Consider the following 26424-nt stretch of genomic DNA (forward strand, 5'->3'; position numbering starts at 1 on the left):
CTCAGAGCGTGGCGCCTAGCTGCGATTAAGCTGCCGGAGAGGTATCGACGGGAAGGTGAGACATGGCTGTCGACACATCGCTGCCGCCCCGCCCGGATGCACCTATCCTCAACGCCTTCATCGGCCATTTCGAGGGGGTGCTGACGAAGTTGGTGAAGGCGGTCGGCGACGGTTCGGCGAAGTCGATTACGGTCGATGGGCTGAAGGGCCTGGGAGAGTCGCAGCTGAAGGACGGCGATCTCGTCGCGAAATACCATGCCAAACAGAGCGAAGACACGAAATATAAAGAGGATCTGAACTCACTGGACAGCAATATCGCCCAGATCGCGGCGAAATCGGCCGATGTGTCCAACACCGTGACCACCGAAGTCGAGAAACTGGTGCGCGACGTCAAGGAGATTATCGGCGGTGTGCCGAATCTGACCGATGTTCCGCTGCCGCGCAGCATCGAGTTGCAGATGGCCGCCATCGACAAGATCGATGAGAAGGTCGATAAAGCGGCGAAGGCCGTCTCGGAAGCGTACGACGCACTCGACGATCATGCCGGAAAGATCACCGACCCGGAGTCGGACCACAGCGGAAGTGCCCCGAATTCGATCGGAAGCGGCAACCAGTTCCCCGCCTATACCGGGAATGGCGGAAACCGCCGCAACTCCACCGGACCCGCGGGTCTCGGCCGCAGCGCGAGTGCCCAACCCATCAGCGGGGGTCAGCGAGTGACGGCCAGCGAGATCTATAAATATCTCCTCAGCAAGGGCTTCACACCGGCGCAAGCGGCGGGCATCTTGGGCAATATGCAGGTCGAATCAGGTTTCGATACCGGTGCCTACAACCCGGCCGAGGGGGCCATCGGCCTCTGCCAATGGGAAGGCGGGCGCCGGACGAATCTGGAGGCGTTCGCCGCCGCTCAGGGCAAGTCGGTCACCGACTGGCACGTCCAGGTCGATTTCATGATGCACGAACTGCAGGGCACCGAATCGGGTGCGTACGGACAGATCAAGTCGGCGAACTCGGCAGGTGCCGCGGCGGCGGCCTTCGACCAGTACTACGAACGAAGCTCCGGTGAGGCGCGCGGCCAGCGCGTCGCGAATGCCAACAGCATCGCGTCGAACATGGCCAGTGTGGCGGTCTAGCGTCGATCGCGGAGTTAGCGCGGTCACACCCTGGATCGCGGGTGTAAGAAGCACCTCCGGAGCCGGGTAAAATCGGTGGTTCTTGTGTGCCTTCTCGTCGCACAATCGAGCAGCAACCGACCAGCACCACGTACCCGTAGGAGAAGCCTGTGATCACCGCGACGGACCTGGAGGTCCGGGCCGGAGTCCGCACCCTGCTGTCGGCCCCCGGACCTGCGCTGCGGGTGCAGGCGGGCGACCGGATCGGACTGGTCGGACGCAATGGCGCGGGCAAGACCACCACGCTGCGCATTCTGGCGGGCGAGGGTGAGCCCTATGCCGGAAAGATTTTGCGCTCGAGCGATATCGGCTATCTCCCGCAGGATCCACGGGAGGGCAATCTGGATGTGCTCGCTCGCGATCGCGTGCTCTCGGCTCGCGGCCTGGACACCCTGCTGCGCGATATGGAGAAGCAGCAGGCGCTGATGGCCGAGGTGGTCGATGATGCCGAACGCGAAAAGGCGGTGCGCAAATACGGTCGGCTGGAGGAGCGCTTCTCGGCGCTCGGCGGCTATGTGGCCGAGAGCGAAGCCGCGCGCATCTGCAATAGCCTCGGCCTGCCCGATCGAGTGCTCGGCCAAGCTCTTCGCACGCTCTCCGGTGGTCAGCGCCGTCGAATCGAGTTGGCGCGCATCCTGTTCGCCGCCTCCGACGGTAGCGGCGGCCGCTCGGACACCATCCTGCTGCTCGACGAGCCGACCAACCATCTCGACGCCGATTCCATCACCTGGCTGCGCGGCTTCCTGCAGAACCACGACGGCGGGTTGATCGTGATCAGCCACGACGTCGAACTGCTCGGCGATGTGGTGAACAAGGTCTGGTTCCTGGACGCGGTGCGCGGTGAGGCCGACGTCTACAACATGGGCTGGCAGAAATACCTGGACGCGCGTGCCACCGATGAACAGCGTCGTCGTCGCGAACGCGCCAATGCCGAGAAGAAGGCCAGTGCCCTGCGCGCCCAAGCCGCCAAACTCGGTGCCAAGGCCACGAAAGCCACTGCGGCACAGAACATGGCCAAGCGCGCGGACCGCTTGATGGCCGAACTCGACGAGGTGCGGGTGGCCGACAAGGTCGCGCGAATCAAATTCCCCGAACCCGCCGCCTGCGGTAAGACGCCGCTGATGGCCGAGAACCTGACCAAGGTCTACGGCTCGCTGGAGATCTTCACCGGCGTCGACCTGGCCATCGACCGCGGCAGTCGCGTCGTCGTACTCGGCCTCAACGGCGCGGGTAAGACCACCCTGCTGCGCCTGCTCGCCGGGGTGGAGACGCCGACGGCGGGCGGTCTCGTGCCCGGTCACGGGCTCAAGATCGGCTATTTCGCTCAGGAGCACGACACCCTCGACGATCAAGCCACGGTCTGGGAGAACATCCGCCACGCCGCACCGGATGCGGGGGAGCAGGAGCTGCGCGGCCTGCTCGGTGCGTTCATGTTCTCCGGACCGCAGCTGGAACAGCCCGCAGGCACCCTCTCCGGCGGTGAGAAGACCCGTTTGGCGCTGGCCGGGCTGGTGTCCTCGGCGGCCAATGTGCTGCTGCTCGACGAGCCGACCAACAACCTGGACCCGATCTCGCGCGAACAGGTCCTCGACGCGCTGCGCACCTATGCCGGCGCGGTCGTCCTGGTCACCCACGACCCGGGTGCGGCCGAGGCGCTGTCCCCGGAACGGGTGATCCTGCTGCCGGACGGTCAGGAAGACCACTGGTCGGCGGAGTATTTGGAACTGATTCAGTTGGCCTGATCCGGGGCCATCCGGCCGGAGTTTTGTTGCGGGCGGTGGATTTTCGCGTCCCGGGATGGGGTCTTCGGTGATATTCATCACAAAGACCCGTTGATCACAGCTTCTCGAGTGTCTAGCCTGGAAAGACGCGGCTCGGCGACTCGGAGGAAGCCATGAGCGACAGGCCCACACAAGTCAAGGCCACACTGGGTAAGGGCACACGCGTCACGGGGAAATCACGAGACCGTTTGCAAACCCAGCTGAAGAAGCAGTACGAGGCGGGTGCCAGCATTCGATCGCTGGCACGGTCGACCGGCCGCTCCTACGGCTTCATCCACAACGTGCTGGTGGAGTCGCACGTGCAGCTCCGCAGCCGCGGCGGTGCGAACCGCCGCAAAGGTCAGTAGCGTTCGCGGATCCTGATCCCGGTGTAGGCGAATGGATTTCGCCGACACCGAGCGAGATCGAGCGCGCGCTAATAGCCCGGCACCGTGCCGTCGCCGTTGACCAGCAGGTTGGCGAGGCTGCGGAACATCGGCAGGCCCGTCTTGATCTCCAGATACGCGAACTGGCCCTGTGGGTTGACCTCGAGGAAGTAGTACTCGCCGTCGAGGCCGAGGCGTAGATCCAGCACGCCGAAGCTCAGGCCGAGTGCGCCCATGAGTGTGGCCAGTGACTTGCTGACCGAGGCGGGCAGATGCTCCGGTGCGAAGTCGACGGTGGTGTCGAGTCGGGAATCGACCCGGCCGACCCCGGACTGCGAGTCGATGCGCACCGCCCATTCGACGCCGTCCATCCACACCACCCGCAGATCGCACTGCGCCTCGACGTAGTCCTGGAAGGTGGTCGGCGCGGAGCGGATGCCAGCGAGGCGGCCGAAGTCGGCCTTGGTGATCAGCCGGGTCTCGGCGAATTCGGCGCGTCCGGTGCCGGTTCGCTTGTAAACCACCGAGCCCGAACGTGATTCGATGAAGCTGCGCGCCTCGTCCGGATCGTTGGTGATCAGGGTTTCCGGGATCACGAAACCGGCTCGGCGCGCGGTCTCCAACTGCACGATCTTGCGGCTCGCGGTGCGATCGGCGCCGGGATCGTTGACCCAGTACGCGGGGATCGACCACAGCAGGCCCTGGATGAAGCCATCGCATTCGGCTTGGCGGTAGGCGTCATCGGAGGCGCGCACACCGGCCGGAACCTGCGCGGGATGCGGTCTGCGCCACCAGACCGAGCGGACATCGTCGAGTCCGATCACATGCGACAGCGAACGCGTGGTGCCGTGCCGATCGAGCCGGAAACTTCCGGATTCGCGCGGAAAGTCGCGCAGATCGAGCTGAATCGGGCTGAGCCCGTGGTGTTCTCGCAACGTCGCCGCCATCGCGGTGCCGTGCAGATCATCGGATTCGGAGACGATGAGGACCGAACCTGTCCGGCGCGCCGCCATGCGCAGTCCCGTTCAGTCGAGACTGTCGCAGTTGATGCCGTCGTCGCTTGTCGCGAGCGATTTGGTTTGGCAGTAGGTGAAGGTCGCTCCGCTGGTGCCAGGGCATTCCGCGAGCTGCAGACTGTCGGCCCAAGATGCGGTGAGTTCTTGCAGCGCTTCATCTCCCAGTGCGGCGGAGGGTTCCTCGGCCAGCGTCATCGGCCGGTCGACCAGGTCGATGCGCAGGCGGCGGGTGAAATCGGCGGTCGCGCCGGGGCGGATATCCATCAGCACCGGGCGGCCGTCACGCTCGGCGGCCGCGCCGTCGGTCCAGTCGAGAACCCGCAGCACATCGTCGCGGCGGAAGGTCCAGGTTCCTTCGGTCACTCTGACCGTGAAATCTTGTTCCGACTCGGCCACCAGCAGTCCCTGCAACGCGGGGACGCGGTCACCCGCCGGCCCGGTACCGGGGAGGTGGATTGCGTCGGTCATAGTGAGCTCTCCGATCTGCTCGCGATTAGCCAGGACCCCCGAGCGGGAACTGGATCATATCGCGCAAGGGGTCTCGCACGGTTCGGATCGCGGGATTTCCCCGCCGCTGGCAAACCGAATTGAAGCTCGGGATGCACTAGCGCCGAAAGATTTTCGATATTAGCTACAACGCGCCTCGGCAATCGTTGAGCTACTTTCGAACGGTTATGCTCGGGCGGCATTGCCCGGGATTGGCGGCCGTGCATCCGTCGGCGCGGATGTGTCGCTCGGCCTCCGCTGCGACCCTACCGTCGAAGTCGCCGATCTCCCGGCGGATTCGAAAGATCTGCGTCGCTTCACGACTCGCGCCGGTTCGCGTTGCGCTCGGCCCACCATTCGGGGGCCTCGACAAACCAGTTGTCGTATTCCTCCTGCGATGCCGCCAGGTCCTCGAAGGTAGCCTCGCCCTTGACCAGCCGGTCGAGCAGGCGGAAGTAGCCGAAGCGTTCCACCGCGGGCATGAGGGCGATCAGGATTCGCGCGGAGCTGTCCGGTGCCGCACCGAAGGCGTGCGGCATGAGCTTGGGTACGACGATCGACCCGCCCGCACCCACGGTGACGATCTCGTCCCCGGCCAGTACCTGCAGCTCGCCGTCCGCGACGTAGAACAGCTCGTCCGACTTGGTGTGGTAATGCGGTGCCGCGCCGTCCGCGCCCTTATCCATGGTGACCTCCAGGTGGCTGACCGCGCCGCCCGCCTCGTTCGAATCGATGAGCAGGCGCATGGTGACCGAGGGGGTCACCAGGGTCTCGGCATCCTGCGGCTGGCGGATGGCGAAGGTGCGGTCGGTGGTGGCGTTCATGACGGTCTCCAAGTGATTCGCTGAAATATAATTCGCTAGCGAACTATATCCCAGCGAATAGAATGTTGTCCATGGCTGACACGCGACAACTGATTTCGCAGGCACATGGGTAACTCGCCGGGTACGCCCAGAACCCCGCCAGGCACTCAACCGTCGGCCCGCAACGACACTGTCGCGGCAGGTACGACCGGCAAAAGGCCCGGGGAGGCGGGACAGGATCCGGTGGATGCGATCGTCGAGCAGTGGCGCCGGGAGCGGCCGGACCTCGAGTTGGAGGCGATGGGGGTGATCGGACGGCTTGGGCGGCTGCTTGTGGTCGCGCAGCGGGATATCGAGGCGGTATTCATCGCGCACGGGCTGCAGCGTGGCGAGTTCGATGTGCTTGCCGCACTGCGTCGTTCGGGGTGGCCGTTCGAATTGAACCCGTCGGTGCTCGCCGACACATTGATGATGTCCCGCGCCGGAATGACCGGACGGCTCGACCGCCTGGAGTCGGCGGGGCTGGTCCGGCGCATCGCGGACGCGGAGGATCGCCGCGCCATCCGGGTCGCCCTTACCGACGCGGGCCGCGCGCTGATCGACAAAGTCGTCACCGCGCATGCCGAGAACGAAACGAGGATGCTGTCGGTGCTCTCGGCGAAGGATCGGCGCGACCTCGACCGCATCGCCCGGGTACTGCTCGCCAGCCTCGAGGGCACGGCGAAATGAGGTAGTTCGCTACTCGGGTGCTCGGCCGGTCATCGGTTCACCATGGAGTGATGATCGACATCATCACCCTCCGCGGCACGGGTGAACCGCGGAACACCAATGGGACGCCCGCGGGCATGCTGCGCGATGTCACGAAACTGCTCGATCCCGAGCGTTTCACCGCCTTCGAGCCGGATTGGCCCGCATCGGTGGGGCCGAGCCCGGAGCTGTGGGGCCCTTCGCTGGACACCTCGATCCGCCTCGGTGTCGCGGCGGGCGTCAAGGCGATTCAGGACTCGCCGAACGTCTGTGGACTTCTGAGCTATTCGCTCGGAAGTATCTGCGCGAGCAAGATCCTGGAGGGGGTGCGGTCGGGCAAGTACAAGAACACCGACGGCTCGCCCCTGGAAATCGCCTTCGCTGTCAATATCGCCAACCCGCTGCGCAAACGCGGTCAGTCGGTCGGGAATCTTTGTCCCGCAACGACTTACGGCCTGCACGGTGAGCATGGCCCCTGGCCCGCCGTTGATGTCCAGGAGTACGCGAATCCGGGCGATATCATCACCGCGTCACCGGGCGACTCGCCGCTGCGTGTCATCGATATCGGCATTTCGCCCTTTTCGTTCGTGGAGGGAGCGCGTATCGGCAATGTGGGCCCGCTGATCTTCGCCGAGTTGCTGCGTTTCCTGATGAACGATCCGATCGGCAATCTCGATCGCTATGCGACCGCGGTCAACGGTGTCATCGGCTATCTGACGCCGTGGCCGGATGGTCAGCACGTGCTCTACTCCGGACACAATATGCCCGGTACGAACGTCCTGTGGACCACCCATGCCGCCGACTACCTGAACGCCAACTACTGACCCCGACGCGGTTTCGTACCTGCGGCGTCGCACCCGAGCTGTATGGCTCAATCCCCCTGTGCCGCAGCGGAGATGGGCTGCCACTCACGCCAGAGCGCCAGGCGGGATTCGTAATCCGCGGTGGCGATGGTCAGCGGGAGCTCGCCGAGGAAAATGCGCAGCGGCGGCTCGGGCGCATCGACCACCGCGAGGATGGCCGCGCGAGTGGCGGCCGGATCACCCTGGCGCACCGCCGAACGTTGCGCGGCTCGGGCGGCCCTGGCCTCGTCGTAGGCCGGGAGCGGGCTGGCATGCCGCGACGAGGGGCCCGCCCAGTCGGTGCCGAATCCGCCCGGTTCGATCAGGGTGACGTGGATGCCGAAGGCCGCGACCTCCTGTGCGAGCGCCTGGGAGAAACCCTCCAGCGCCCATTTCGACGCGTGGTATGCGCCGAGGTTCTGGAAGGCGGAGATGCCGCCGATACTCGATACCTGGATGATGTGGCCGCTGCCCTGGGCCCGCAGGATCGGCAGCGCCGCCTGGGTGACCCACAGGGCGCCGAAGACATTGGTTTCCAATTGCGCGCGGAACTCGTCCTCGCTGAGTTCCTCGATCATGCCGAACTGGCCGTAACCGGCATTGTTGATCACGATATCGAGTCGTCCGAATCGCTCGGCCGCCTGCTGTACCGCGGCGAAATCGCCGTCCCGGTCGGTCACGTCCAGGCGCAGCGGCAGGAAGGTGTCCGGATATTTGGCGACCAGATCGTCGAGTGTGCTGGTATCGCGCGCCGTTCCGGCCACTTGATCGCCGCGTTCCAGCGCGGCGAGTGCCCATTCACGGCCGAATCCTCGTGAGACTCCGGTGATGAACCAAACTTTGCTCATGCGACCACGCTAATGACCTGGAGTGCACTCCAAGCAAGTGTTCAACGCGGGTGCAGCGTAACCGGCAGCGCCGAGGGAGACAGCACGAAGTCTCGGTTGGAGGCGCGCACCGTGTAGTTCGGGTCGGGTGTCGGGCGCCAGCGGGCCAGCAGCGCGGCGGCGGCGAGGCCGATTTCGATCATGGCGAAATGGTCGCCGAGGCAGCGGCGGCGGCCGACGCCGAACGAGAGATTGGCCTTCTTGTCGATATCGGCTGCGCGCTCGGGTGACCAGCGGTCCGGATCGAAGGATTCCGGATCCGCGTAGTAGCGCTTGTTGTGCTGAACCAGGTAGGGAGAGAACATGATCGCCGTGCCGTCCGGAACGGTGAGTCCGCCGATGGTGATATCGCCGTCGGCGGTGCCCGCGCTGATCCATGGGCCCCAGAACCGAAGTGTCTCCGCCACAACCTGTTTCAGGTAGGGGAGTGCGCCGAGATGATCGGCTCGGACCGGGCCCGCTCCGACGACGGAATCGAGTTCGGCGTACAACCGCTCGGCGATCCCGGGGCGGCGCATGACCTCGTGCCAGAGCCAGCCGGTCAGTGACGCCATCGAGCCGACGCCACCGGCCAGCATGAGGATCGCCTCATCGATGATGTGCTCGTCGGACAGGGTCGCACCGGTCTCACTGTCGGTGTGCCGGATGAGCGCCGAGACCACATCGTTGAAATCCTCGTCGCGGCGGCGGTATTCGGCGATAACGGCGCCGATGGCGGTACGCAGGTGCCGGGCCTTGGTGCGCCAGCGCCAGTTCGAAACGAGCCGAAGTCGGCGCACCTGCGGGGGCAGCGCGGTGCGCAGAATGACCTGACTGAGCAACCATGGCACGCTGTCCCGGATCTCGCGGCGGGCGTCATCGCTGAAATCGGCGGTGAACAGCGTCGAGGAGACCGTGTCGAGGATCAGGCCGTGTGCCTCGTCCATCAGATTGACCTGACCGCCCGAAGGCAGTCCCGCCGACCAGGTTTCGGCGATATCGGCCGCCGCCCGCGTGTACTCGGCAAGGCGGCTCTGCCGCAGCGCGGGCGAGATCATCCGCCGCCGCAACTTGTGTTCCTCGCCGCGCAGGACATTGACCGATCCGCCCGCGACATCCTCGATGGCCTCGCGCAGATCATCCCGATTGAGTTCGGCATCGCCGAGCCCGACCTCGCGGACGAGATCCGGTGTGGTGAGCAGATATCCGGTCTTCTGGCCGAACCGCAGGCGCACGATCGGGCCGAGATCGGCCAGCGAGGTGACGAAGCCCGGAGCGTCGCGTAGGGCACGCAGGCTGTGGCCGACCAGCGGGAGTCGCCCCGGCGCGGTCGGTACTCCGGAAAGCGATTGCGGCATGACCAGTTCCGGGCTGCGTGCGGAATCGGCCCTGGCCTGTCGATAGATTTCGAGAACGGTCCCGATGTGCTGCGACTGGCGCACCGAATCGCGGTATTTGCCAAGGATCTGACGCATTTCGGTGAGCGCGCTGCGATCGGCGTCGAGCTTGGCGACGGTGTCGGCGATCGCGACGGGCGATGGATCGGCGGTGCGAATGCCGCCGCCGGGTGGTACCGATTCATCGAGATCGGGATCGCAGTAGATGATCGGCAGTCCGACCGCCACCGCCTCCAGCAGAACCATACCCTGTGTGTCGAAACCATTGGAGGGGAACAGCAGTGCGTCGCCATCGGACATTGCCGCCAGGCATTCGGCTTGTGTGGCCCTGCCGTGCAAGCGGATTCGGTCGGCGAGTCGATATTCGGTGATGGCGGCGGCCGCCTCGGCCCGCAGGTCGCCGTCACCGTGGATATCGAGCGTGCATTCGTCGAGATACCGTACGGCCTCGATTGCGGCGAGCAGCCGCTTCTCCGCCGACAGTCGCCCGCACCAGATCAGCCGCAGTGGTGTGTCGACCGCGCGTTCGACAACCGGTGTGCCGGTGTGGTTTTCGATGAGCTCGTCGTCGACGCCGTTGGACACCACCCGAAGCGGCCGGGTCAGCCCGTGTGCGAGCAATTGATCGGCGAAGTGCTGGGTCGGTGCGATGACCCGATCCGCGGCCTGGGCCTGACCGACGATCGTCCACCACGCATGGCGCGCGGCACGGCTTTCGGAGCGGTGCGGCATATGCTGATCGTGCGGTACGAATCGGCCGTGCAGGGCACGCAGGGCCAGCGCCGCCGGATACGGTGCGGGCGAGGTGTTCTCGATGAACGCGTCATCGCGACTCTGAGCGGTGTGGATGAGCGGAATCCGGTGTCGCCGTGCGGCTTTCATGCCCGCGATGGCGACACCGTAGGTGGTGTGGGTGTGTACGAGATCGATCGGTCCGCGCGCGGCGAAGGCGGCGTCGATGAGTTCGGCATTGTGCTTGGTCGGCAGCACGACCGGGAATCCGTTCACCGCGAGACCACCCGCGGCGCGCAGCGGCATCACATTCGCGAGCTCGTCGGCGCCCGGCTGCGGCGCGACGAACAGGGTGACGCGGTGACCTGCGCGTTCGAGTCCACGGCACAGCGAAGCCACCGCGGTCTGGACTCCACCGAGGGTGGCCGGGTGGTAGTCCATGAACATCGCTATGTGCACAATGGCACTGTACTGACACATCGCCGCCGTGCGGAGCCCTTAATTCTGTGGATTATCCGGTCGGCGTCAGGGCCCAGATACGAAAGAGTGCCGTGAAAATAGCGATTCCGCTCACCGGAACCCGCGGTGATGTCCAACCCGTCGTGGCTTTAGGGCTCGAGCTGCGCCGTCGCGGCCATGATGTGCTGCTCGGTGCGCCGCCGAATCTGGTCGAATTCGCCACGGCGACCGGGCTTGCCGCCGTCGCCTGCGGACCGGATGTGCAGCGGCTCTACAGTTCGGACGCCGGACAGCGGGCGCTCGCCGCGGGCAACACCCTGCGGCTCATGCAATTGGTCGCCCGGCAGATGGCCGATTATGCCCAGCAGATGAATCGGGAGGTCATCGACGTTTGTACGGGCGCGGATCTGATCGTGGCGAGCACCGTCACCGAGGATCGGGCGAGTTCGGTTGCGGAGGCAATGGGGGTTCCCCTCGTGAGCCTGCACTATTTCCCGTGTCGGAGTAATAGCGCATATCCGTTTCCGGGTGCGCTGCCGCCGCGGTGGAATCCGCCCGCCGTCGTCAATCGGGCGACGTGGGCGGTCGCGGAGAATCTGCGCCGCGTGGTGTTCATGCGCTATCTCAATGAGCTACGCGCGACGCTCGGACTGGCGAAATCGCGGGCGAGTACCGCAGCGGTATTGGCGCGGGCGCATGTTCCCGAAGTGCAGATCTACGATCCGGCATTAGTTCCCGGACTGCCCGAACAATGGGATGAGCGCAGGCCGTTCACCGGATTTCTGACGCTCGATCACGCCGCTCGCGAGGCCGTCGGTGATCTGGCGGGCGATCACGCGGGAATTCTTTCCTGGATCGATGTGGGGGAGCCGCCGGTGTTCTTCGGATTCGGCAGTATGCCCATCAGGGATACCGCCGCGGTGCTGGCGATGGTTACCGAAGTGTCTGCTCGACTGGGTGTGCGTGCGTTGGTCAGCGCTGGGTGGAGTGATCTCGATATTGCCGATGCGCAGGCGGGGCCGAATGTGAAGGTTGTCGGTCCGTTCGCGCACGATCTGGTTTTTCCGTATTGCGCCGCGGCGGTGCATCACGGCGGTATCGGGACGCTGTTCGAGAGTCTGCGCGCCGGATTGCCGACGCTGGTGTGCTCGGTGTCGTTCGAACAGCCGATGTGGGGCGGGCAGGTCGAGCGACTCGGTGTCGGTGCGCATCTGCCGTTCACGCGACTGACCGAAGCCCGATTGGAACACGGCGTCGCGTCGCTGCTGACGCCCGAACGCCGCTCCCGCGCAGCGGAATTCGCGAAGACACTGAGCACTGAGGATGCCGCAGCCCGCACCGCCGACATCATCGAGGCCGCGGCCCGGTGACCGACGTCTTCGCCGACACCTTCGTCATGTTCCGCCGCTGCGTCCGGCACACCATGCGCAGCCGCGACACGCTGATCATTTCGCTGCTCATGCCGATTCTGGTGATGCTGCTGTTCACCTATGTCTTCGGCGGCGCCATCGATGTCGGCGGGCCATATCTCGACTATGTGGTGCCCGGAATCATGTTGCTGTGCACGGGTTTCGGTTCATCCATCACCGCCACCGCGGTCTCCACCGATATGACACGGGGGAGTATCGACCGCTTCCGCACCCTGCCGATGTTCCGTCAGGCCGTACTCGCCGGGCACGTCGCCGAGGGCGTTGTGCGTAATCTCGCGGCCATCGCGATCGCGGTCACGGTGGCGCTCGCACTCGGCTACCGCCCCCAGGCCGGTCCGCTCGGCTGGCTGGCCGCCCTCGCGGTCATCACCCTTTTCGTCGCCGCCATTTCATGGATCGCCGTAGCCCTCGGCCTGGTCGCCAAGAACCCGGAAGCTGCAGGGGGCCTCACCTACGCCATCATGTTCATCCCCTACATCAGCAGCGCCTTCGTCCAAACCAGCACGATGCCGCATTGGCTCCGCGGCTTCGCCGACTACCAACCCGCCACCCCCATCATCGAAACCGTGCGCGGACTCCTGAACTCCTTGGACACCGGCCACAACACCCCCCTCGCCCTCCTCTGGTGCGCGATTCTCGCCGTCCTCGGATTCACCAGCGCCAGCGTCGTATTCAGCCGCTTGTCGCACCACTGACCGCCGCACGACCACCGAGTCGCCTTGACGGCTCGTCCCAGCGGTGATTCCCATACTCCCCGCAGGTAACCGAATCGGCGGCGTCTCGACTGGAACGTTGCAGCACCAGCCGCTGCTGGCGCGGCAACGGAGGAGCTAGTACCTCGACTCGATGTTCTGAGGGCACGTCGATTCGGGTGGGTCAAGTGTTGGGCAGCACGATCGGTTTGATCGAGCCGGGGTCGTGGCGGCCGGTGGTCAGTGCCGTGGACACTTGGTCGAGAGCGAAGTGTCCGGTGACGAGGCGGTCGAGATCGACTCGTCCGGTGGCAGCTAGGTCGATCGCGGTCGGCCAGGTGTTCGCATAACGGAATGTTCCGGTCAGCTCCAGTTCGTGTTCCTGGAGGTAGGGCAGCGGGAGCGGAATGTCGTCGCCGCCCATGCCGACGAGCACCACCCGCCCAGCCCTGGCAACCGTCCGCACCGCATCGCCCGGGGGAAGTCCGGAGCATTCCAGTAGGACATTCGGTTCGAATCCGATGTCGCGCAGTGCGGTTCCGCGGACGTCCACCGCGTGTGTGCAGCCCAGTTCGATGGCCAGTGCCAGCCGCTGCGGGTTCACATCGGTGATCACGACCTCGGACGCACCGAAAGCCAGTGCGGTCTGCGCGGTGACGAGCCCGACCGGGCCCGCGCCGTTGACCAGCACGCGGTCGCCCGCACCAACCCGTCCCTTGCGGCAGGCCCACACGCCGACCGATAACGGTTCCAGCAGGGCGGCCGCCTCGTCGGTCAGCGAATCCGGTACCGGATGCGCGAATTCCTGGTGCAGCACCACGTATTCGCAGAATGCGCCATTGATCGGTGGTGTGCCGAAGAATCGGATATCCGGGCACAGGTTGTAGCGGCCCGCCCGGCATTGGGGGCAGGTTAAGTCCGGTACTCCCGGCTCGAGCGAGACTCGTTGCCCGAGATGATGGTGTCGCGCGCCGGTGCCGAATCCGACCACTATGCCGGAGGCTTCGTGGCCGAGCACCAACGGTTGCTCGACGATGTGGTCGCCGATCCGGCCGTGCTCGAAGTAGTGCACGTCGGAGCCGCAGACACCGACCGCGCTGACCTTGATGAGAACCTCGGCCGGACCGGGTTCGGGGACGGCACGTTCGACGATCGCGATCTTCCCGACCGCTTCCAGGACCGCTGAGCGCATAGGTGTCACTGCCTTTCCTTGCGTGCCAACTCGGCCACCGTCGTCTTGGCACCACGAACATGCAATGAACGCAACGCCCTGACATAGGCGTCGACGAATCGGGGTTGGTCGATCAGATCGCCGAATACTGTTCTGTCGCTGAGAAATACGGTCGGATCGTCGCGCTGGCGGCGGGCCAGCGGAGTCAGCTGGTCGCGGAGCCGGTCGATGACCTCGATCGGCTCGCCGTGCTCGTCTACGCCTTCGGCATAGCGCGCCCAACCAGCGACAATTGCTGCGGCACAATCGATCTCGCCGGATCCGTCGCGAGCGTCGAGCTGCTGGCGGATGACCGGCAGCAGCCATTTCGGGATGCGGTCCGACGATTCGGCGCACAATCTGGCGATGGTGTCGCCGATCGCGGGGTTGGCGAACCGCTCGATGAGAGTGTGTTTGTAGCGGTCCAGGTCGACTCCGGGCACCGGGCGCAGAGTGGGTGTTGCCTCACGGTCCATGTAGCGCAACAGGAATCGGCGAAAGTTCGGATCCTGGGCCGCTTCGTGTACCAGGCGGTAGCCGCTCAGATATCCCAGGTAGGCGAGTGCCTGGTGGCCAGCGTTGAGCAACCGCAGTTTCATCAGCTCGTACGGTGCGACGTCCGCGACGAGCTGCACCCCGGCGGCATCGAAGTCGGGGCGGCCGAGTGTGAACGAATCCTCCAGCACCCATTGGGTGTACGGCTCGGTCAGCACCGGCCACCGATCCTCCAGGCGATAGCGGCGCGAAAGCTCGGCGGACGCGTCGGCCGGTGTCACGGGCGTGATGCGGTCGACCATCGAGTTGGGGAACCGCACTGCGTGCTCGACCCAGTCGCCGAGCTCGCGATCACGCAGCCGCGCGAACGCCCCGAAGGTGGCCCGCGCGATATGCCCGTTGCCCTCGATGTTGTCGCACGACATGACGGTGAACGGCGCGATGCCCCGCGCACGGCGGCGCACCAGCGCTTCGGTCACGACCCCGAATACCGTGCGCGGCAAAGTGTCCGGCGCGAGATCGGCCCGAATCGCCGGATCAGCAGCGTCGAATTCGCCGGTGGTCGCGGAGAAGTTGTATCCGCCCTCGGTGATGGTGAGTGAGACGATTCGGATTGCCGGATCGGCCAGCTTCTCGATCACCGCTTCCGGATCGTCGGGCGCGTAAAGGTATTCGATGATCGAGCCGATCACGCGGGTCCGCCAGGCGCCGTCCGGCTCGGTGACCGACAGGGTGTACAGGCCGTCCTGTGCCGCCAGTACATCGCGCATGCGCCGATCGGCGGGCAGCAGGCCGACTCCGCAGATACCCCAGTCGGTAGCACCGCCGTTTTCCAGTAGCCGATCGATGTACATCGCCTGATGGGCGCGATGGAACCCGCCGACTCCGAAGTGGACTATCCCGGTGCGGATCCGGGTGCGGTCGTAGGTCGGCACCGAAATTTCCGGGGCGAGCTCAGCGATCGTGTCGGCGCGTAGCGCCGTGGTTGTGGCCCCGTTCATAACGACCCCTCGACTGTTGTGTATGTCACACCGCGATGGTAGCCTCTTGAGCAATAGATCAGCTAGTGAGCAGATGTTCAGGCATCGATGAGGAGCGCAGTGGCTACCGAAGCGTCCCGGCCAGGCAGTCCGGACGATGTCCGGTTGGCATTGCGGGCTGCGCAGCTCTATCACCTCGAAGGCGCCACCCAGGCGGAAATAGCTGCCAAGCTGGGTGTTTCCCGCCCGACCGCGGGGCGGCTCATCGCTCGTGCCCGGGCGCAGGGGCTGGTGCGCATCGAGATCAATGTCCCGGACGAGTTGCGCTCGGCCGTGCACGCCGATGTCGAGAGCGAGTTGGAGGCGAGGTTCGGGCTCACCGAGGCGGTGGTGCTGGGCGAGGTGCCCGACCGATCCCAGGCGAGCCTGCTGCCGTTCGGGCGCGCCGCTGTCGGTGTCCTGAACCGTAGGCTGCGGCCGACGGACACCCTCGGATTCACCTGGGGTCCGGACACTATCGCGGTCGCGCATGAGCTATGGACCAAGTCGGCTCGATGCGCGACCGTTGTCCAGTTGGACGGTTCGATGACCTCGGGTGACTACCAAACCGGCGTGGACTACACCCTCGGCCGCTGCGCCAGTCAGCTGCAGGCCAACCCCGTTCGATTGCACGCACCGCTCTACGCGGATCCGGCGACCGTGACCGCGCTGGAACACGATTCACTGCTGGGCCGCGCCATGTCGTTGGGGCGCGGTGCCGACGTCATGATGTTCGGCGTCGGACCGGTCTCCACGGCCACCACACTGTTCGAGGGCAGCTATCTCGACACCACGATCCTCGACGAACTGCGCGAATTGGGCGCGGTCGGCGAAATCGGCGGCCGATTCTTCCGTGCCGACGGCAGTGATGTCGCGGGATCGCTTGCCGCACGGACGGTTTCGGTCGGACTCGACGCCATCCGAGCCTGTCCGACCTCGCTACTGATTTCCGGTGGAGAGTCCAAGCATGAAGCCGTCCTCGGGGCGCTGCGGGGCGGACTGGCCACCATTCTCGTCACCGATATCGAGTGCGCGCGGTGGCTGCTGGAAAAGAAGGAGAGTTCTGGCCGATGAACATACACCATGCGAAAGCCGCTGCGACACTGGCTGTCGCGGCTGTAATGGGGTTGGGCGGCTGCGCGGGCGCCGGATCGTTCACCACCACCAGCGGCGACACCGTCACCATCGCGATGGTTTCGAACTCGCAGATGCAGGATGCCATCGCGCTGTCCGGTGAGTTCGAACGCGAAAATCCCGGTATCGAACTCAAATTCGTCTCGCTGTCGGAGAATCAGGCGCGAGCCAAGATCACCGCCTCGGTCGCCACTCACGGCGGTGAATTCGATGTGGTGATGATCAGCAACTATGAGACCCCGCAGTGGGCCAAGAACGGCTGGCTCATCGACCTGTCGAATTACGCGCGCGAGACGCCCGGCTACGACACCCAGGATTTCATCCCGTCCCTCCAGAAATCTCTTTCCTACCAGGGCGATATGTACTCGGTGCCGTTCTACGGCGAATCCTCGTTCCTGATGTACCGCAAGGATCTCTTCGAAAAAGCGGGGCTGACCATGCCCGCCGAACCAACCTGGGATCAAATCGCTCAGGCAGCCGCGAAACTCGACGACCCCGCCGACGGTCGCTCCGGGATCTGCCTGCGCGGTAAGCCGGGCTGGGGTGAATCGCTCGCACCGTTGAATACCGTGATCAACACCTTCGGCGGACGTTGGTTCGACGAGAACTGGCACGCCCAGCTCAATAGTCCCGAGGTGGTTCGTGCCGTCGAGTTCTACATCGACCTGGTACGCGAACATGGTGAACCCGGCGCGGCCGCCAGCGGATTCAGCGAATGCGCCACGCAGCTGTCCCAGGGCAACACCGCCATGTGGTACGACGCGACCTCGGCGGTGTCGGTGCTGGAAGATCCCGCGTCCAGCAAGGTAGTCGGCAAGATCGGATACGCGCCCGCACCGGTCATGCAGAAGCCGAACTCGGGCTGGCTGTATACCTGGTCGCTCGGCATTCCCAAGTCCAGTGAAAAACCGGATGCGGCCTGGAAATTCATCTCATGGATGACCGGTAAACCCTATATCAGAATGGTCGGCGAGAAGCTCGGCTGGTCACATGTGCCACCGGGCAGCCGGATGTCGACCTATCAGATTCCCGAATACGCCGCGGCATCGAAGGCATACGGACCCTTGACGCTCTCATCGATGCAGGGGGTCGATCCGGAACATCCCACCGCGGCGCCGGTGCCCTACACCGGAATTCAGTTCCTCGCCATCCCGGAGTTCCAGGACCTCGGAACCAGAGTGAGCCAGCAGATCAGCGCCGCCGTCGCGGGTCGGATCAGCGTCCATGAGGCACTCGACCAAGCCCAGCAATATGCCGACGCGGTCGGCAGGTCGTACCGAGAGAACCAGTAGCCATGTCTGAAACCACCACAGCGCCAGCGGCTTACGAGTCGACCACGCAAACACCACCGCCGATCCTCGCGCGGCGCGATCGGCTCACACGGTCCCAAGGCTGGCGTCGGCGCGGTCCGCTGCTGCCCGCCCTGATCTTCATGGTCGTGGTCACCCAGGTGCCGTTCGTTTTCACGCTGTACTACTCGACGCAATCGTGGAACCTGGTCCGCCCCGGCTCGCGCCATTTCATCGGGTTGCAGAACTACGCGGATGTCTTCCGGGACAGCCAATTCCGGCAGGTGGCGCTCAATACCGTCATCATGATCGCCGGGACCGTCATCATCTCGGTGGTCCTCGGACTACTGCTGGCACTGCTGCTCGATCGCGCGTTCTTCGGTCGCGGCATCGTCCGCACCATGCTGATCACGCCGTTTCTGGTGACTCCTGTCGCGGCGGCGCTCATCTGGAAGACCACCATGCTGGATCCGGTGTTCGGGCTGGTGAATTTCGTACTGAAACCGTTCGGCGTTGGCCAGATCGACTGGGTGAGCAAGTATCCCCTGCCAGCGGTCATGGCAGATCTGGTATGGCAGTGGACGCCGTTCATGATGCTGCTGATCCTGGCCGGGCTGCAATCAATGCCACGCGACATCGTCGAGGCCGCCCGCGTCGATGGCGCGAACTCACTGCAGGTTTTCGGTGAACTTACCCTGCCGCACCTGCGCCGGTTCATCGAATTGGGGGCCGTGCTGGGGGCGATCTACCTGGTCAACACCTTCGACGCGGTGTACATGATGACCTCGGGCGGGCCGGGCATCGCCAGCTCCAATCTGCCCTTCTATATCTATCAGCGCGCCTTCCTCGGTTTCGATATCGGTCAGGCCGCGGCCATGGGGGTCATCACTGTCATCGCCACCACCATCGTCGCGACGCTCGCGCTGCGACTGCTGTTCAAGTCCTTCACCGGAAAAGAGGAAGCCGCATGAACGCGCCTGCGCTTGCCGACAAAGCCAGTACGGCACAGCAGGTTCGGATACGTCGTCGGCGCAGCCGGGCGGGTCTGCTGTGGGGTGCGCTTGCCTGGGTGATCGGCATCGGAATGTTCTTCCCCGTGCTGTGGATGGTGCTCACGGCGTTCAAACAAGAGGGCGACGCCTACACTGATCCGCCGAAGCTGTTCTTCACGCCGACCCTTGACCAGTTCTCCGCGGTCCTCGACAGCGGTATCGGCACCACGCTGCTGAATTCCACCTTCGCCACCGGGATGTCGACGATTCTCGTTCTGGCCCTGGGTATTCCGGCCGCATTCGCGCTGTCGCTGCGCCCGGTGCGCAATACCCGCGACGCCCTGATGTTCTTCATCGGCACCAAGATGCTGCCGATCGTGGCGGCGATCGTGCCGCTGTATGTGATCGTCGGCAATATCGGGCTGCTGGACAACATTTGGGCTCTGGTCATCCTCTATACCGCGATGAACCTGCCGATCGCGGTGTGGATGATGCGCTCGTTCTTCCTCGAGGTGCCCAGCGAGCTGCTCGAGGCCGCGAGCATGGACGGTGCGAGCCTGTGGACCGCGGTGCGCGAGGTGATCCTGCCGCTGGTCTCGCCCGGCATCGCCGCTACCGCATTGATCTGCGTCATCTTCTCCTGGAACGAATTCTTCTTCGCGGTGAACCTGACCGCCGTACAGGCACAGACGATTCCGGTGTTCCTGGTCGGCTTCATCACCGGCGAGGGCCTGTACTGGGCGCGGCTGTCGGCAGCCGCAGTGCTCAGTGCCCTGCCCGTCGTCCTCGCGGGCTGGTTCGCGCAGAACAAGCTGGTGCGCGGCCTGTCCTTCGGCGCCATCAAGTAAGGAAAAACTCATGGCCACAATCCATTACGACTCCGCATCGTGCGTCTATCCGGGCGCCGAGACGCTCGCGGTCGACTCGCTCGACCTCGATATCGCCGACGGGGAGTTCATCGTCCTCGTCGGGCCGTCGGGCTCGGGTAAATCCACTGCGTTGCGTATGCTCGCCGGCCTGGAGGAGATCGACGGCGGCTCGATCCGCATCGACGGTCAGGACATGGTCGGTGTGCCGTCCAAGGACCGCGATATCGCTATGGTGTTCCAGAATTACGCGCTGTACCCGAACAAAACCGTCGGGGAGAATATGGGTTTCGCGCTGAAGATGATGAAAGTACCGGTGGCCGAACGCAAACGCCGCGTCGCCGAGGCCGCCGAACTGCTCGGTCTCACCCCCTATCTGGATCGCAAACCGGCGAAACTGTCGGGCGGACAGCGGCAACGGGTGGCGATGGGGCGTGCGATCGTGCGCGAGCCGAGGGTGTTCTGCATGGACGAGCCGCTGAGCAACCTCGACGCCAAGTTGCGTGTGCAGACCCGCACCCAGATCGCTGCGCTGCAGCGGCGGCTGGGCACCACCACCGTCTACGTCACCCACGATCAGGTGGAGGCCATGACCATGGGTGACCGGGTGGCGGTACTGCGCGACGGCCGGTTGCAGCAGTTCAGCACCCCCGCCGAGCTGTACGACCGGCCCACGAACGCGTTCGTTGCCGGATTCATCGGATCGCCGTCGATGAACCTTTTCCGGGCGCCCCTCACCTCTGGTGGCGTCGACATCGCTGGCACCACAATGGAACTGCCGCGCGAGCAGATGACTCGCCTCGCCGAGGCGGGCCTGGACACGGTGACCATCGGCATCCGCCCCGAACACGTCGAACTGCGGCGCGACGGAATAGGTTTCACGGCCACCGTGGAACTCGTCGAGGAACTCGGCAGCGAATCGTATGTGTACGCACGCCTACCGGGTGCGCCCATCACCGGCCTCGACGGCGAGCCGTTCACCTTCGTCGCCCGCTCGGCGACCCGTGCCCCGGCCGCCCTCGCCGAATCGGTCACGCTACAGGTCAGCGACCCAGCCTCGGTCCATCTGTTCCATCCGGTGAACGGAACACGTCTCTCGGACTAGCCACAATGCCGCTGAGCCGGTGGCCAGCACGGTGTCATCGATCGCGCGGACCAGCAGGGACGAACCGCACTCGATGCTGCGGCTGGTTCACTCTTTGCGGCGGACCGAGGCCTCGACCAGATCCAGGACCGCGGAAAGGTTTTCGTTGGTGTGCCCGGAGGCGATGCGGGCGATGAGGCCGTCCAGCACCAGATCCAGATATCCGAGGAGGACGTCGGTGGGGACGTCGTCGCGGAGGGCGCCTGCGGCCTTGCGGCGTTCCAGGCGGGCCAGGGTGGCGGCGGTCAGTTCGGCGGAGCGCTGGGTCCAGCTCGCGCGGAATTCCGGATCGGTGCGCAGGCGGCGCGCGATCTCCAAACGCGTTCCGAGCCAATTGAATTGTTCCGGGTGGGCGAGCATATCGCGCATGACCTGCACCAGGCCCTGATTGGCCGCGACATCGGCCATGCGGTCGGCGTCTTCTTGGGCCAGCGCCAGGAACAGGGCGTCCTTGTCCCGGAAGTGGTGGAAGATCGCGCCACGTGACAGTCCGATGGCCTCTTCCAAGCGGCGCACGGTCGCCCCGTCGTACCCGTATTCGGCGAAACAGGCCCGCGCCCCGTCCAGAATCTGACTACGCCGGGCGGCGAGGTGATCGTCACTGACTTTGGGCATTTCGGCGGGCTCCTCCGAGCGAAGCGGGCAATGCGATGTGAAGAGGTCCGCGCACCGCGGGTGACGCGGTGCGCGGACCTACTACAGCACAGTCGTTCAGCCGCGAATCATGTTGCGCAGCACGTACTGCAGGATGCCACCGTTGCGGTAGTAGTCGGCCTCACCGGGGGTGTCGATCCGGACCACCGCGTCGAAGGTGACCACATCGCCGTTCTCCTTGGTGGCGGTGACCTTCAGGGTCTTCGGAGTCACACCCTCGTTCAGCTTGGTGATGCCCTCGATATCGAAGGTCTCGGTGCCGTCCAGCTTCAGCGACGCGGCCGACTCACCGGCCGGGAACTGCAGCGGAATGACGCCCATACCAATGAGGTTCGAGCGGTGGATGCGCTCGAAGGACTCGGTGATGACGGCCTTCACACCCAGCAGCGAGGTGCCCTTGGCGGCCCAGTCGCGCGAGGAGCCCGAACCGTACTCCTTACCACCCAGCACGACCAGCGGGATGCCCGCGGCCTGGTAGTTCTGCGAGGCGTCGTAGATGAACGCCTGCGGGCCACCGTCCTGGGTGAAGTCGCGGGTATAACCGCCGGAGACATCGTCGAGCAGTTGATTGCGCAGCCGGATGTTGGCGAAGGTGCCGCGGATCATCACCTCGTGGTTGCCGCGACGTGAGCCGTAGGAGTTGTAATCCTTGCGCTCGACGCCGTTGGCCTCCAGGTACTGCGCGGCCGGGGTGCCCGGCTTGATGTTGCCCGCGGGGGAGATGTGGTCGGTGGTGACCGAATCGCCCAGCAGTGCGAGCACCCGCGCACCCTTGATGTCGGTGACCGGCTCCGGCGTCTGAGGCATGCCATCGAAGTACGGAGGCTTGCGGACGTAGGTCGACTCCTCGGCCCACTCGAAGGTCTTGCCCTCCGGGGTCGGCAGCGAACGCCAGCGCTCGTCACCCTTGAAGACGTCCTTGTAGTCCTCGAGGAACATATCGCGGGAGATGACCCGGTCGATGGTGTCCTGGATTTCCTGCGGCGAGGGCCAGATGTCCTTCAGGAACACGTCGTTGCCGTCGGTGTCCTTGCCGAGCGCGTCGTTCTCGAAGTCGAAGTCCATGGTGCCCGCGAGCGCGTAGGCGATGACCAGCGGCGGCGAGGCCAGGTAGTTCATCTTCACGTCGGGGGAGATGCGGCCCTCGAAGTTGCGGTTACCAGAAAGCACCGCGGTGACGGTCAGGTCGTTGTCGTTGACCGCCTTGGAGATCTCCTCCGGCAGCGGGCCGGTGTTGCCGATGCAGGTGGCACAGCCGAACGCGACCAGGTTGAAGCCCAGCTTGTCCAGGTACGGCCACAGACCGGCCTTCTCGTAGTAGCCGTTGACAACCTGCGAACCCGGGGCCATCGAGGTCTTGACCCACGGCTTGCGGGTCAGACCCTTGTCCACCGCGTTGCGGGCAAGCAGGGCCGCGCCGAGCATGACCGACGGGTTGGAGGTGTTGGTGCAGGAGGTGATCGAGGCGACCACGACCGCGCCGTGGTCGAGCACGAAGTCGCCGTACTCCTCGGTGGAGACCTTGACCGGCTTGGACGGGCGGCCGACCGCACCGTTAGCGGCGGACGGCAGTACGGCGTCGTCGTCGGCGAAGGACAGCACCGCGGGATCGCTGGCCGGAAAGGACTCCTCGATGGCCTCGTCCAGGTGGGTGTGCGGCGTGGTGGCGGCCGGACCGGTCTCTGCGTCGCTGGTGTAGTTGTGGATGTCCTTGCGGAACGCGGTCTTGCTCTCCGACAACAGGATTCGGTCCTGCGGACGCTTCGGACCCGCGATGGACGGCACCACGGTGCTCAGGTCCAGCTCGAGGTACTCCGAGTAGGCGGGCTCCTTGTCGGCGTCGTGCCAGAGGCCCTGCTCTTTGGCGTAGGCCTCGACCAGCGCGACCTGCTCATCGGAGCGGCCGGTCAGCTTCAGGTAGTCGATGGTCACCTCGTCGATCGGGAAGATCGCTGCGGTGGAACCGAATTCGGGGCTCATATTGCCCAGGGTGGCGCGGTTGGCCAGCGGCACCTCGGAGACGCCCTTGCCGTAGAACTCGACGAACTTGCCGACCACACCGTGCTTGCGCAGCATATCGGTGACGGTGAGCACCACGTCGGTGGCGGTCACGCCCGGGTTGATCTCGCCGGTCAGCTTGAAGCCGACGACGCGCGGGATGAGCATGGAGACCGGCTGGCCCAGCATGGCCGCCTCGGCCTCGATACCGCCGACGCCCCAACCCAATACGCCCAGACCGTTGACCATGGTGGTGTGCGAGTCGGTGCCGACGCAGGTGTCCGGGTAGGCCTGGCCGTTGCGAACCATCACGACGCGCGCCAGGTGCTCGATATTGACCTGGTGCACGATGCCGGTGCTCGGCGGCACGACCTTGAAATCGTCGAAAGCCGTTTGACCCCAACGCAGGAACTGGTAGCGCTCACCGTTGCGCTGGTATTCGATGTCGACGTTGCGCTCGAAGGCGTCCTCACGGCCGAATACGTCGATGATGACGGAGTGGTCGATGACCATCTCGGCGGGGGCGAGCGGGTTGACCTTGTTCGGGTCGCCGCCGAGGGTGGCGACGGCCTCACGCATGGTGGCCAGGTCGACGATGCAGGGCACGCCGGTGAAGTCCTGCATGATCACCCGCGCCGGGGTGAACTGGATCTCGGTGTTCGGCTGAGCCGACGGATCCCAGCTCGCGATGGCGCGGATGTGATCGGAGGTGATGTTGGCGCCGTCCTCGGTGCGGAGCAGATTCTCCGCGAGGACCTTCAGTGCGTAGGGGAGTTTTTCGGTGCCCGGCACGGCCGAGAGACGGAAGATCTCGTAGGAGTTGCTTCCGACCTCGAGGGTGCCCTTGGCGCCGAAAGTATCGATACTTGTCGTCACGTCAGCTCCACTCGTCTGTGAGGGTTGCCGCGGGCGGGGCTGTGCCCGCGGCTGGTTTTTCGAACGACCTGCAAGCGGTCGCTACGGTTACGTGTTCGGAGGGTTCCAGTGCTGGAACGTACTGGCTCCTCGCGGCTTCGAGCCTAACAGTACGCTTGTCCTGTGAAACGCGCGGGTGCCGTTGAACGCGCCGTCCGAAGGTGATCCGACACTCCGTCGCGTACTGTGCTTTCGAGTTGTTCGGGGTGACCGGTGGGCCCGCACCGGATCACTCTGCAGTGTTGGATGCCCGTCGCCTCGCGTACCGATGCGGCTCGACAGACCGGATGGAAGATGACCGTCTCGCACACCTCGGTGTTCGCGCCCATGCGCGCCGAACTCCCCCCTGGTATCGACGACAAGACGTTGACCCAGATCAAGGAGGATGTGGTCGACAATCACGTGGCCACGCCGAAGGGTAAGGATCAGGACGCACTCGAGGCGGTCGTCGTCGATGCCCGAGCCCATGGCATCGAGCTCAGCATCGTGGTGATTCCCGGTAATCCAGGTCACGACTCCAATCTACGTGACCTGGCCACCGAGGTCGGCAAGACCGAACACGGAACCGTGGTGGTGTTCAGCGACGACTGGGTCGGCACCTACAGCGATTCGATCAGCCGGGTGAAGCTGGAACGGGCCGAGGATCTTTCCAAGAGCACGCAGGGGCATTCGGCGCAGGCGGCGCAGCTTTTCGTCGATCAGTTGGAGCGGCCGGAGACATTCTCCTGGACCGCGATCACGAGTGTGTTGCTCGTCGGCACGGCGGTGCTGGTCGGCGGACTCTACTGGGTCAAGTCGCGCCGTTCTGTCGAGCGGGCCGTGCCGGTGGAGGTTTCCGGTCGCGCCGACGACCGCGAACTCACCTCGTAGCGAGTATCCGCTCAGTTACTTTTCCTAACGGTCGGTTTGTTTTGCCCGGCCGAATCCTTGCACCCGTACGGCTATTTCCGGGCAACGGGCAAATTACGCCGCTGTAGTTCTGTTGCCGGAGTTTCCTTGGTGAATGATGTGACGTACGGTTCGAATGATTACGGATGGGGAAAGAGTGTTCAGAGAGCTATCTGTGCACCACTGAGTTTGATGGTTCGCAGGGGGCTCGTGAGGTCAGCCTGTCGGGTCCTTGGGAGGTGCGATGCGCAACAACGGCGTTGCCAGGCGTCCGCTGTGGGTCGCTCTGGGGTTGCTGGTAACTGCTGCCGTGCTCGTCACGGCCGGACCGGTCGCCGCGGTGCCGCCTGCCCCGCCCAACCCGAGCGACAGCCAGATCGCCGACGCCGGAGCACAGGTCGACGCCAGAGTCACCGAGGTCGGCGCGCTCATCAATCAGGTCGCGGCGACGGAACAGAAGCTGCAGGAACTCGACGCCGCGATGGCCCAGAAGCGGGAAGAGGTCAACAAGGCCCTCGTCGATCTGCAGGACGCCCGCGACGCCGCCGACGCCGCCGCGGCCGCGGTGGTGCAGACTCAGCGCGAACTCAGCGAGGCCGGAACCCAGGTCGACCAGGCCAGGCGCAACTTCGACCAGTTCGCCGTGCAGGCGTACACCCGGCCCGCCGCGACCTCGATGGTCGCCTATCTGTCCTCGGCCACACCGAATGTCGCCCTCGACCGCGCCCAGGTGTTGACGCTGGCATCGAAGAATCAGCAGTCGGTGCTGGACTCGCTGCGACGCGCCCAGATCGCCCAGGGCAATAAGAATGCCAGTGCGCGCCAAGCGAAATCGGCCGCCGACGCGGCCGCCGCGATGGCCGAACAGAAGAGGATCGACGCCGAGAACGCCGTCGCCGCAGTGCAGGCCGAACAGGATCAGCAGGCGGCGCAGCGGGAGGGACTATTACGCGAGCGCACGGTGGCGCAGGGCCGCCTCGACCAGGCGCGCGCGAATGTGGCCGGGCTGCAAGGACAACGCGAGGCCTATCT

Annotated in this window: 23 protein-coding genes; 14 read left to right on the forward strand and 9 right to left on the reverse strand. The window is 65.0% G+C overall.

The genetic code is table 11. The features are described from left to right. Nucleotides 1–62 precede the first annotated feature (62 nt). The 3 genes from NA5_RS29550 to NA5_RS29560 all read left to right on the forward strand — a co-directional run bounded on the left by NA5_RS29550 (nucleotide 63) and on the right by NA5_RS29560 (nucleotide 3300). Nucleotides 63–1133 carry a phage tail tip lysozyme gene (locus tag NA5_RS29550; protein ID WP_062991891.1) on the forward strand — a complete coding sequence of 357 codons (1071 nt, stop codon included), beginning with the start codon at nucleotides 63–65 and terminating at the stop codon, nucleotides 1131–1133. A gap of 149 nt (nucleotides 1134–1282) precedes the next feature. Beyond that, nucleotides 1283–2914 carry an ABC-F family ATP-binding cassette domain-containing protein gene (locus NA5_RS29555; RefSeq protein ID WP_062991893.1) on the forward strand — a complete coding sequence of 544 codons (1632 nt, stop codon included), beginning with the start codon at nucleotides 1283–1285 and terminating at the stop codon, nucleotides 2912–2914. A 152-nt stretch (nucleotides 2915–3066) separates the two neighbouring features. Then, nucleotides 3067–3300: a helix-turn-helix domain-containing protein gene (locus NA5_RS29560; protein WP_062991895.1), complete on the forward strand. Its 234-nt coding sequence runs from the start codon at nucleotides 3067–3069 to the stop codon at nucleotides 3298–3300. Nucleotides 3301–3368: 68 nt separating this feature from the next. Here the strand turns inward: NA5_RS29560 and NA5_RS29565 are convergent, their stop codons facing one another. The 3 genes from NA5_RS29565 to NA5_RS29575 all read right to left on the reverse strand — a co-directional run bounded on the left by NA5_RS29565 (nucleotide 3369) and on the right by NA5_RS29575 (nucleotide 5566). Further along, nucleotides 3369–4331, reverse strand: coding sequence for an MvdC/MvdD family ATP grasp protein (locus NA5_RS29565; RefSeq protein WP_062991897.1), 963 nt, complete (start codon nucleotides 4329–4331; stop codon nucleotides 3369–3371). A 12-nt stretch (nucleotides 4332–4343) separates the two neighbouring features. After that, nucleotides 4344–4802 (reverse strand): hypothetical protein, encoded by a 459-nt coding sequence (locus NA5_RS29570; protein WP_062991899.1) that lies wholly within the window; start codon nucleotides 4800–4802, stop codon nucleotides 4344–4346. Between the two features lie 335 nt (nucleotides 4803–5137). After that, complete coding sequence (locus NA5_RS29575; RefSeq protein ID WP_245672455.1) at nucleotides 5138–5566, reverse strand: cupin domain-containing protein; 429 nt, start codon at nucleotides 5564–5566, stop codon at nucleotides 5138–5140. Nucleotides 5567–5866: 300 nt separating this feature from the next. Here NA5_RS29575 and NA5_RS29580 point away from each other — a divergent pair, with 300 nt between their 5' ends. Both NA5_RS29580 and NA5_RS29585 read left to right on the forward strand, forming a co-directional pair. Further along, nucleotides 5867–6352, forward strand: a complete 486-nt coding sequence (locus NA5_RS29580) for a MarR family winged helix-turn-helix transcriptional regulator (RefSeq protein WP_062991901.1) — start codon at nucleotides 5867–5869, stop codon at nucleotides 6350–6352. A 50-nt stretch (nucleotides 6353–6402) separates the two neighbouring features. Continuing rightward, the gene (locus NA5_RS29585) at nucleotides 6403–7194 is read left to right on the forward strand and encodes a hypothetical protein (RefSeq protein ID WP_062991903.1); all 792 of its coding nucleotides are present in this window, start codon (nucleotides 6403–6405) and stop codon (nucleotides 7192–7194) included. 47 nt (nucleotides 7195–7241) lie between these two features. Here the strand turns inward: NA5_RS29585 and NA5_RS29590 are convergent, their stop codons facing one another. Next, nucleotides 7242–8060: an SDR family oxidoreductase gene (locus NA5_RS29590; protein ID WP_062991905.1), complete on the reverse strand. Its 819-nt coding sequence runs from the start codon at nucleotides 8058–8060 to the stop codon at nucleotides 7242–7244. Nucleotides 8061–8101: 41 nt separating this feature from the next. After that, nucleotides 8102–10666 carry a cytochrome P450 gene (locus NA5_RS29595; RefSeq protein ID WP_084484518.1) on the reverse strand — a complete coding sequence of 855 codons (2565 nt, stop codon included), beginning with the start codon at nucleotides 10664–10666 and terminating at the stop codon, nucleotides 8102–8104. Between the two features lie 92 nt (nucleotides 10667–10758). Between NA5_RS29595 and NA5_RS29600 the strand changes: the two genes are divergently transcribed. Together NA5_RS29600 and NA5_RS29605 are read left to right on the forward strand one after the other, a co-directional pair. Further along, entirely contained in the window at nucleotides 10759–12036 is a 1278-nt protein-coding gene (locus NA5_RS29600) for a glycosyltransferase (RefSeq protein ID WP_062991909.1), read from the forward strand. 26 nt (nucleotides 12037–12062) lie between these two features. Further along, a complete protein-coding gene (locus NA5_RS29605) occupies nucleotides 12063–12791 on the forward strand; it encodes an ABC transporter permease (protein WP_062991957.1) in 729 nt (242 codons plus the stop codon). 181 nt (nucleotides 12792–12972) lie between these two features. Here the strand turns inward: NA5_RS29605 and NA5_RS29610 are convergent, their stop codons facing one another. Next, nucleotides 12973–13980: an NAD(P)-dependent alcohol dehydrogenase gene (locus tag NA5_RS29610; protein ID WP_062991911.1), complete on the reverse strand. Its 1008-nt coding sequence runs from the start codon at nucleotides 13978–13980 to the stop codon at nucleotides 12973–12975. A 5-nt stretch (nucleotides 13981–13985) separates the two neighbouring features. After that, nucleotides 13986–15494 carry a mannitol dehydrogenase family protein gene (locus tag NA5_RS29615; RefSeq protein ID WP_062991913.1) on the reverse strand — a complete coding sequence of 503 codons (1509 nt, stop codon included), beginning with the start codon at nucleotides 15492–15494 and terminating at the stop codon, nucleotides 13986–13988. Nucleotides 15495–15581: 87 nt separating this feature from the next. Between NA5_RS29615 and NA5_RS29620 the strand changes: the two genes are divergently transcribed. Genes NA5_RS29620 through NA5_RS29640 form a run of 5 tightly spaced genes read left to right on the forward strand, consistent with a single transcriptional unit; the run spans nucleotide 15582 to nucleotide 20898 of the window. Next, nucleotides 15582–16586, forward strand: a complete 1005-nt coding sequence (locus NA5_RS29620) for a sugar-binding transcriptional regulator (RefSeq protein ID WP_062991915.1) — start codon at nucleotides 15582–15584, stop codon at nucleotides 16584–16586. Continuing rightward, a complete protein-coding gene (locus tag NA5_RS29625; protein WP_062991917.1) occupies nucleotides 16583–17938 on the forward strand; it encodes an ABC transporter substrate-binding protein in 1356 nt (451 codons plus the stop codon). The genes NA5_RS29620 and NA5_RS29625 overlap by 4 nt, the downstream gene beginning before the upstream one ends. 2 nt (nucleotides 17939–17940) lie before the next feature. Beyond that, nucleotides 17941–18906 carry a carbohydrate ABC transporter permease gene (locus NA5_RS29630; protein ID WP_157110697.1) on the forward strand — a complete coding sequence of 322 codons (966 nt, stop codon included), beginning with the start codon at nucleotides 17941–17943 and terminating at the stop codon, nucleotides 18904–18906. After that, entirely contained in the window at nucleotides 18903–19775 is an 873-nt protein-coding gene (locus NA5_RS29635) for a carbohydrate ABC transporter permease (RefSeq protein ID WP_062991919.1), read from the forward strand. The genes NA5_RS29630 and NA5_RS29635 overlap by 4 nt, the downstream gene beginning before the upstream one ends. Nucleotides 19776–19785: 10 nt before the next feature. Further along, nucleotides 19786–20898 carry an ABC transporter ATP-binding protein gene (locus NA5_RS29640; protein ID WP_062991921.1) on the forward strand — a complete coding sequence of 371 codons (1113 nt, stop codon included), beginning with the start codon at nucleotides 19786–19788 and terminating at the stop codon, nucleotides 20896–20898. Between the two features lie 87 nt (nucleotides 20899–20985). On the opposite strand, the gene NA5_RS29645 is transcribed toward NA5_RS29640, so the two are convergent. After that, nucleotides 20986–21552, reverse strand: coding sequence for a TetR/AcrR family transcriptional regulator (locus NA5_RS29645; RefSeq protein WP_040691943.1), 567 nt, complete (start codon nucleotides 21550–21552; stop codon nucleotides 20986–20988). A gap of 96 nt (nucleotides 21553–21648) precedes the next feature. Then, nucleotides 21649–24465 (reverse strand): aconitate hydratase, encoded by a 2817-nt coding sequence (locus NA5_RS29650; protein ID WP_062991923.1) that lies wholly within the window; start codon nucleotides 24463–24465, stop codon nucleotides 21649–21651. 333 nt (nucleotides 24466–24798) lie between these two features. Here NA5_RS29650 and NA5_RS29655 point away from each other — a divergent pair, with 333 nt between their 5' ends. Together NA5_RS29655 and NA5_RS29660 are read left to right on the forward strand one after the other, a co-directional pair. Next, entirely contained in the window at nucleotides 24799–25374 is a 576-nt protein-coding gene (locus tag NA5_RS29655) for an Rv1476 family membrane protein (RefSeq protein ID WP_063813667.1), read from the forward strand. Between the two features lie 262 nt (nucleotides 25375–25636). After that, the coding region (locus NA5_RS29660) for a coiled-coil domain-containing protein (RefSeq protein WP_503826380.1) at nucleotides 25637–26424 on the forward strand (788 nt) is incomplete at its 3' end.

Origin of the sequence: Nocardia anaemiae NBRC 100462 (assembly GCF_001612725.1) — a bacterium.
Lineage (GTDB): Bacteria > Actinomycetota > Actinomycetes > Mycobacteriales > Mycobacteriaceae > Nocardia > Nocardia anaemiae.